Annotated in this window: 5 protein-coding genes and 1 tRNA gene; 1 reads left to right on the top strand and 5 read right to left on the bottom strand. The window is 36.1% G+C overall.

Annotated elements, in window-relative coordinates; all coding sequences use genetic code 11:
• Window positions 1-445 precede the first annotated feature (445 nt).
• The 5 genes from NSA01_RS09475 to NSA01_RS09455 form a co-directional block, all read right to left on the bottom strand.
• Complete coding sequence (locus NSA01_RS09475) at window positions 446-2,107, bottom strand: glutamine--tRNA ligase/YqeY domain fusion protein (protein WP_257481220.1); 1,662 nt, start codon at window positions 2,105-2,107, stop codon at window positions 446-448.
• A gap of 346 nt (window positions 2,108-2,453) precedes the next feature.
• The gene (locus NSA01_RS09470) at window positions 2,454-2,795 is read right to left on the bottom strand and encodes a helix-turn-helix domain-containing protein (protein ID WP_257481219.1); all 342 of its coding nucleotides are present in this window, start codon (window positions 2,793-2,795) and stop codon (window positions 2,454-2,456) included.
• A 750-nt stretch (window positions 2,796-3,545) separates the two neighbouring features.
• A complete protein-coding gene (gene mgtE, locus NSA01_RS09465) occupies window positions 3,546-4,877 on the bottom strand; it encodes a magnesium transporter (protein ID WP_257481218.1) in 1,332 nt (443 codons plus the stop codon).
• Window positions 4,878-4,889: 12 nt separating this feature from the next.
• Window positions 4,890-6,227 carry a magnesium transporter gene (mgtE, locus tag NSA01_RS09460; protein WP_257481217.1) on the bottom strand — a complete coding sequence of 446 codons (1,338 nt, stop codon included), beginning with the start codon at window positions 6,225-6,227 and terminating at the stop codon, window positions 4,890-4,892.
• Between the two features lie 1,231 nt (window positions 6,228-7,458).
• Entirely contained in the window at window positions 7,459-8,307 is an 849-nt protein-coding gene (locus tag NSA01_RS09455; RefSeq protein ID WP_257481216.1) for a patatin-like phospholipase family protein, read from the bottom strand.
• A gap of 96 nt (window positions 8,308-8,403) precedes the next feature.
• Between NSA01_RS09455 and NSA01_RS09450 the strand changes: the two genes are divergently transcribed.
• Window positions 8,404-8,479, top strand: a tRNA-Thr gene (locus NSA01_RS09450).
• The last annotated feature ends 119 nt before the right edge of the window (window positions 8,480-8,598 follow it).

Here is an 8,598-nt window from a genome sequence, read left to right as displayed (position 1 = left end):
GCCTTCGGCAAAAGGGATATTAAACTTACAAAAGTCAATCATCATCATATCACCTAAAAAAGTTATTACCCTAAATATAATATAAAACTTTTTAAGCTAATGGGACTATTTGATAACTAATGAATATTCAAATATAAAGACAACAAAAAAGAATGCAAAAGCATTCTTTTTTTTATTTAAAATTACTGAAGTCATTTATTCGCATATTATCTAAAAGAAGTTATATGTTCTTTTTTAAAGATAAAAAAACGAAGAAATCTTCGCTGGGCGCGGTGCCTAAGAGCTTCGCTAAAAGGGATATTAAACTTACTTCATTAAGTCCCCCGCAAATCACTTAAGAAAGTTATTACCTTAAATATAATATAAAACTTCTTTCATACTGTCCGCATTTTGCGAAAGGATCACCGACCCGCAAATAAAAAACTCGGATTTCTCCGAGTTCAAATTATTTTTTAGGCGGTCTCCAGCTTGATTTAAGGGAAACTATCCTATTAAACACAAGTTCATTGTATTTAGTGAGTTTAGGGTCTACACTGAAGTATCCGTTTCTTACAAATTGGTATCTATCTCCCGCTTTAGCTTTTTTCATGAACGGTTCAAGATATATTTCTTTTTCATTCAGCGAGTCGGTGTTTAGCGTATCAAGGAAGTTTTCGCTTGATACTTCACTGTTGAATAAAGGTTCCAAAAGCCTTGCTTTAGCTTTTATTGCAGTGCTTCTTTCCACCCAGTGTATCGTACCTTTTACCTTCCTTCCGGTAAATCCGCTTCCCGATTTCGTTTCGGGGTCGTATGTGCATTTAAGTTCGACCACTTCGCCGTTTTCATCTTTTACGACTTCATTGCAAGTAACAAAATATGCTCCTCTAAGCCTTACTTCGTTACCGGGGAATAATCTGAAATACTTCTTAACGGGAACTTCCATAAAGTCTTCCTTCTCAACATAAAGTTCTCTGCCGAAAGGTACTTCTCTCTTTTCTCCGTCTTCTATATCCTGGTTATTTTCCATTTCAAGCATTTCTAATTTGCCTTCGGGATAATTTGTTATAGTAAGTTTTAATGGGTTTAAAACGGCGTTCACTCTGTCTGCTTTGAGCTTTAAATCATCCCTTATGAAATGGTCCAGCATTCCGCTGTCAACAAGGCTGTTTGACTTGCTTACTCCTATCTCTTCGCAGAAATTTACGATAGCTTCGGGGGTAACGCCTCTTCTCCTGAAACCGGAAATCGTAGGCATTCTCGGGTCATCCCAGCCGTCAACATATCCTTCATCGACGAGCTGTCTTAAATATCTCTTGCTCATAACCTGATTTGTAAGGTTCAGTCTTGCAAATTCTATTTGTCTCGGTCTTTTGTTTTTATAGTCATCAAGATTATCCAGTATCCAGTCATACAAAGGTCTGTGGTCTTCGAATTCAAGAGAACAAAGTGAATGAGTTATCCCCTCGATAGCGTCTTCTATAGGATGAGCAAAGTCGTACATAGGATAAATGCACCAATTATCTTTCGTATTGTGGTGTTCCTCGTGTACCACTCTGTAAAGTGCGGGGTCACGCATGTTCATATTGGGGCTCGTCATATCGATTTTGGCTCTTAAAACTTTTGAACCCGTCTCGTATTTACCCTCTTTCATCTCTTTGAAAAGATTGAGGTTTTCTTCAACACTTCTGTCTCTGTAAGGAGAATTCACTCCCGGAGTCGCTAAATTCCCTCTGTTTTTCTTCATTTCTTCATAGCTTTGGTCATCTACGTATGCAAGCCCTTTACTAATAAGTTCCACAGCATAAGCATACATCTTGTCGAAGTAATTTGACGCATGAAGTTCTTTTGCCCATTCAAAGCCCAGCCAGCTTATATCTTCCTTTATGGATTTTACATACATAGTATCTTCCTTTGCGGGATTTGTATCGTCGAAACGAAGATTTGTCTTACCTCCGTATTTTTTTGCGGTAAGAAAATTTATGCAAATCGCCTTTGCATGTCCTATATGCAAAAAACCGTTGGGTTCGGGCGGGAAACGAGTGTATATTTCATCTTTATCGTATATTCCCTTTTCTATATCTTTATCTATTTCATTTGTTATAAAGTTGGACTTGATTTCCCCCATATAAACGCTCCTTTTCGTACTTAAAATTATCTTTACCATTATAATACAATTTTATTAATTATTAAAGATATTTTTTCTTTTTCAAAGAAACAATGATTAAGGGCTGTCCGCCCTTAAGAACCCGACCATTCTTTGCTTGGCAAAAGAGATATTAAACTTACTGAGGTTATTCACCCGCATATCACCTAAGAAAGTTATTACCTTAAATATAATATAAAACTTTTCATGGTAAAGGTGCGAGTCGGTGGTTCTTTCACAAAATGCGGGCAGTATGGAAGAAATTTTATATATTAAATACTATTAATATAAAAGACCACAAAAAAAGAATGCATTTGCATTCTTTTTTCTATTTAAACTTTTTTAATTGTGATTTTAACGATTTTAAATTTTCTAACAAGAATTCTTTTTCATCTTTTGCACAATCTTTGAATATCATGTCTATTTCCGCTATCGGAACATGTCTTGTCTTAGTTCCAAAGTCTATACCCAAAATCTTATTAATGCTGATATTTAGTACATTAGAAATATTAAAAACAGTCTGAAGTGATGTCTTTGTATTACCGTTTTCTATGTGGCTTAAATGACTGACCGACAAGTCCACAGCTTCTGCCAACTGCTCCTGTGTAAGCTTCTGTTTTATCCTCTGTCTTTTAAGCCTTTCTCCCATCATTAAATAGTCTATTTTCATCTTTTCCTCCTTCATTCTAATTTCTTTTTATGATTAATCATTTATATTTTTTGTTTATTATAAATTAATCGATTTCTTTTTAGAATGATATATATTAGATAGTGGTATCTACTACATAGATACGGAATTCAAATAGAGCTTTAAAGCCTTTATTTAAGCATATTTATGAGTTTAGGGTTTAAGTCAAATGTATTTAATTTTTTATATAAAAGTTACATTTTTAATTGAACGTAAAAGTTGTAATTTAATAATCTTTTATTATTGTTTAGGTAATTTAAATTTGATTGAGAGAATATGTTTTATATTTTTATTGGTAAAGTTTTGTATTTATCTAATAAACTTTATTAAGTTAGACTTATTGTGATAATGGGAGTGGAATAGCGGTCATTTGATGAAATTTCAAGTTTCTTTTAAATACAACCCGCATATTGTGAAAGAACCACCGACCCGCACCTTTAGCTTAAAAAGTTTTATCTTTTATTAAAGGTAATAAATCTTTTAGGTGATTTGTGGGTGAATTACTGAAGTAAATTTAATATCCCTTTTAGCGAAGCTCTTAGGCACCGCGCCCAGCGGAAGAACTTTTACCCCTTTTTTGTTTCTTCGGACAAAAAAGGGCGGATTGTAAGGCAGAGCCTTACAGAATTTGGGGTGCGGGGCGAAACCCCGCAGAGTTTCCTAAGGGACGGAGTCCCTTATAACAGGGTATTAGGGGCAGAGCCCCTAATATTTGTTTCTTTATAAAAGAAACTATAAATTCATAATTTTAAGCGCAACATTGAAGTATACGAGTATTGAGCAGGTATCCACAAGGGTCGTAATAAGCGGAGCCGCCATTATCGCAGGGTCGAGCCTAAGTTTCTTCGCAGCAATTGGAAGAACACACCCCATGAGTTTCGCCATTATGATAGTTGCTATGAGAGTTATACCGAGTACCAAAGCGAGAATAGTATCGTGATAGAATATTATTATCCTTATCCCGTTTACTATCGCAAGGGAAACGCCTACAAGAAGTCCTATCTCTCCTTCTTTGAGCATGGCTTTGAATATATCCTTAGGCTCTATTTCATCGAGGGCGAGCCCACGGATTATCATCGTTGAACTTTGTGAACCGCAGTTACCCCCTGTCCCCGTTATCATAGGTATAAATGCAACGAGTAGCGGAACTGTAGCGAAAGCCGCCTCATAATGTGTTATGACCGCTTGAGTCATGGTTGCGGATAACATCAGAAACAATAACCACATTATCCTGTTCTTTGCATGAGTGAAAGCCGAAGTCTTGAAGTAACTTTCCTCACTTGGCATCATAGCCGCCATTTTTTCAAAGTCCTCGGTGTTTTCTTCTCTGATTACGTCGATAGCGTCGTCTACCGTGATGATACCTATGAGCCTGTCTTCTTTATCCACTACAGGTACCGCAAGTAAATCGTACTTATCGAACATCTTTACTACATCTTCCCTGTCCGCCAAGGTATGAGTATAAATGAAGTTGGTCTCCATTATATCCTCTATTATCTCATCCATATCGGAAAGCAGTATATCCTTAGTGGATACAAGCCCGATAAGTTTTTTTGTCTTATCCGTTACGTAGCAGGTGTATATGGTTTCTTTGTCTACCCCCGTAGCCTTTATCTTGTTAAGAGCGTCAAGGACTGTCATATCTTTTCTAAGTGATACGAACTCCGTAGTCATTATGCTTCCCGCACTGTCTTCGGGGTATTTAAGTATTTCGTTTATCATCTTCCTTGTCGTTACGTCGGTATGCTTGAGTACTCTCTTAGCCACATTTGCGGGCATTTCCTCTACAAGGTCCGCCGTATCGTCCACGAATAATAAATCAAGGACTTCTTTAAGTTCTTCATCACTGAAAGCCCTTATAAGATATTCTTGATTATCGTTATCTATTTCAACGAAAGTCTCTGCTGCCGTTTCCTTTGGAAGCAGCCTGAAGATTATGAGCACGTCTTCCATGGGTATCTCATCAAAGAGAGGTGCTATATCGTTTGGATTTAATGTTTCCAAGTACTTTTTCAGTTCATAAAAACGTCTTTCATTTAACAGTCTTAATATTTTTTCTTCCATTTTACCCCTCCTTTAAATGTGTAATATGCTCATTGCTATCCTAAAATATATTATAAGCGAACACGCATCCACCACCGTTGAAATAAGCGGAGATGCCATGACCGCCGGGTCTACCTTTATTATCTTTGCCAAAATTGGAAGGATACAACCCAGTATCTTTGACATAAAGACGGTGCATATAAGGGTAAGCCCCAAAACAACAGCCAAAGTGATATTGTGATAAGTAAGGATTATCCTAAGTCCGTTTACCAAACTCAATACTACACCAACCATTATGGAAATGGCGCTTTCCTTTTTTACTACCTTTAATACATCCTTAGGCTTTATCTCATCCAGGGACATCCCTCTAATAACCATTGTCGCACTCTGTGAACCGCAGTTGCCTCCGGTATCGCTTATCATCGGAATGAACGAAGCCAAAATGGGAACGACGGCGAAAGCCAGTTCGTAGTGAGTTATTATCGTTTGAGTGAAAGTCGCGGATAACATCAAAAATAACAGCCAGCCAAATCTCTTCTTTGCATGAGTGAAGACAGATGTCTTGAAATAAGTATCTTCACTGGGAGTCATGGCAGCCATTTTTTCAAAGTCTTCCGTGTCCTCTTCAACGATTACGTCGATAACGTCATCGACGGTTATGATACCGATTAGTCTCTTTTCATTATCCACCACGGGTACAGCGAGCAAATCGTACTTATGAAAAAGCTTAACGACCTCTTCCCTGTCCTCGAGAGTGTTTGCATAAATAATGTTGGTCTCCATTATATCTTCTATTTTATCTTCCATATCTGAAAGAAGAAGATCCTTTGTGGAGACGAGTCCGATAAGTTTCTTTTTAGAGTCCGTGACATATAGGGTATAGATAGTTTCTTTGTCAATACCCGTCGCTTTGATTTTTAAAAATGCATCATATACATCCATATCTTTTTTTAAAGATACGAATTCCGTAGTCATGATGCTTCCCGCACTGTCTTCGGGATACTTCAAGATTTCGTTTATCTGCTTTCTGGTTTTAGCGTCGGTATGCTTTAATATCCTCTTTGCGACACTCGCAGGCATTTCTTCTATTATGTCTACGGTATCATCTACAAATAATAAATCCAAAACTTCTTTCAATTCGTCATCGCTGAAAGACTTTATAAGATATTCCCGGATATCGTTATCCAGTTCTGCAAATACATCGCTTGCCGTGTCTTTTGGCAGAACACGAAAAATAAGCGGAATGTCTTCCAATGGTATCTCATTAAAAAGAAGAGCGATATCCGCAAAATTCATTTCTTTTAGTACATCTTTTATCCTTCTGAAGTCACGACAATCTAAAAGTTTTAATATTAATTCTCCTTTGTTCATGTTTTTGAATTGAATGCAAAAACTAAACCTTAGGAGTATATTTAATTAGCTCGAAAATGAACGCACTTTTAAAGCAGTACGTCCTAAACTGATTATAATACGCCCTCCAGGTTCAGTGCTGATACTACTTCCCGCATCCATTTTCTTCACCACCTTTTCTTTATTTATCTAATAATTTATTATATTCTCTTTTAAAAATTTTGTCAATGATTTTACTCTTTCATTTGCTTTTCTTTAATAAATATAACAAATATCGGAAGTAAATAAAAAAAGGCGGGCACTACGCCTGCTAAAGCAGAATCCGCGCCCGCATACTCACTTTTCATTATTCGATACCATATGGAATATAATAATACTTACTTAAAGAATTAAATAAATACATTAAACATTATAAGATCAATAGTCATACCAAGTAAATTTGTTTAAATAAAATCCAGCTAACAGATATAAAAAATCACTTTTCACTAAGCCTTCAAGCACATTCTAACAAAATTTACTTAAAATTAAAAAAACTGATATCATTATATATTTTTTCATACCTTAATTTAATTCATATAAAATCAAGCCAAATTAAATCCTATATAGGAAATCTGTGCAATAATATTATACAATGAGCTTCAAACATCGCCTTTAACATAAAACAATCAATTAAATTTTACATAAATTATTTTGAAAAAACCGCTCTCCCATTATTCTACAGCTCGATGTTATTACACACCACCTCAAATATCTGTTTAGTATTTAAGACAAAAGCAGAAACCTTTATTATCACAACAAGGTCTAGAGTAAGTCCCTTTCACCTCTTATTTATACAAGGGTCCTCTACAACTCTCCATTTTTGACTATAGTAAGACTATAGTAAGACTTTACTGGAAACTTACTAAATTTTGATTAATGACATTTAGAAATGAAAACACATAGAATAACATGGCTAAGAAGTTATACTGCGAATTAAATTTACAAAAGATAATCTCCTAAATATATATTAAAACCATTACCAAATGACCATAAATGTCAATCACATCACGGCATAATTTCACAGTCTCGCTGACCTCTAAGTTTTACTCAGTGAAGTCTTAGCAAACTTTAAGATTTATAAAATTCCTTTGGAGTTTTTGGTCTGTACAATATAAATAAAATGGCACCGCGTTCAGCGGTGCCTGAGAACTCCAATAAGAAATATTAAGTTAACAATTAAAATATTATAATAATTTTTATAGACTTAAAATAATTATTTACCAAACATCTTGACTATCTCGTTCATATTAGACATTGCTTCTTTATACCCGAAATCGTAAACCTGTTTTATATAGTTATCGTCAAGAGTAAGCTTCGTATCTTCCAAATAAGGATTTATCACCAAATCAGAAGCGTTGATACCGTCGTAAAGGCTCCTGTCAGCCATTATATCTATGGTAGCGAAGAGCATATCGAAGTACTTCGTGCTGTCGGTACCTATCTTGGAATACTTCTTCAAGTTTATGCTAAGCACCCTGTCGGCACCGTTGTCCTTCAATATATCCGCAGGCATATTATTTAAAACAAGCCCGTCGACGAGAGTATATTTATCGCTCACAACGGGAGTAAACACTCCGGGTATTGCACTGCTGGCTCTTACGGCAGTTGCAAGTCTTCCCTTATCCATGACAACGAGCTTACCGCTTTTCAAGTCCGTACTCACCGCCCAGAAAGGTATAAGAGTATCGCTGAACAGCTTATCTCCACCGATACCCAAAAAGAACTTTTCTATATTTTCCGAGTCTATCGCGGGAGAAAGGGTTATCCCTTTAAAAGAATTTATAAAATCCTTGGCGGAATCGAAGCTGAGTTTATTCCTGACACTTTTATAATTGATTATATCCCTTACTTCCATACTCAAAGAATATTCAAGCATTTCATCGGCACTTATCCCAAGGGCATACAAAGCACCTACGATACTTCCCGCACTGTTTCCCGAAGCCATATCGAACTTGATACCATTCTCTTCCAAAGCCTTTATAACTCCTATATGAGCAAAACCTTTCACTCCGCCTCCGCTGAAGCATATCCCCGTCTTTTTCTTTTTGATAAAGTTAAACATTTTCTCACCTCTTAATTAAATTATATACGAAAATTCAAATAAGTAAACAATACTTATTGACACTTAATGATTTTTTAATTAAAATATAACTTGTGGGCTGGTATAACTCAGCTGGTAGAGTAACTCATTCGTAATGAGTAAGTCGTCGGTTCGAATCCGACTATCAGCTCCATTAAAAGAATATTAAGGGCGATGCCCCTTAAACTCCAAAGGTTTTAGGATTTTCCTAAGACCTTTTTTATATAGGGCTACGCCTTACTATCTTTTAGATTTCGCCCTAAAGGGCGACCA

Origin of the sequence: Anaerofustis stercorihominis (genome assembly GCF_024623185.1) — a bacterium.
GTDB lineage: Bacteria > Bacillota > Clostridia > Eubacteriales > Anaerofustaceae > Anaerofustis.
Note: the sequence above shows the minus strand (reverse complement) of the source record. Positions and strands in the feature narration are given on the sequence as shown.

Coding starts and splice junctions, on each gene's coding strand:
- NSA01_RS09475 (WP_257481220.1), bottom strand. CDS start 2,107: ATGGGGGAAATCAAGTCCAACTTTATAACAAATGAAATAGATAAAGAT.
- NSA01_RS09455 (WP_257481216.1), bottom strand. CDS start 8,307: ATGTTTAACTTTATCAAAAAGAAAAAGACGGGGATATGCTTCAGCGGA.
- mgtE (WP_257481217.1), bottom strand. CDS start 6,227: ATGAACAAAGGAGAATTAATATTAAAACTTTTAGATTGTCGTGACTTC.
- NSA01_RS09470 (WP_257481219.1), bottom strand. CDS start 2,795: ATGAAAATAGACTATTTAATGATGGGAGAAAGGCTTAAAAGACAGAGG.
- mgtE (WP_257481218.1), bottom strand. CDS start 4,877: ATGGAAGAAAAAATATTAAGACTGTTAAATGAAAGACGTTTTTATGAA.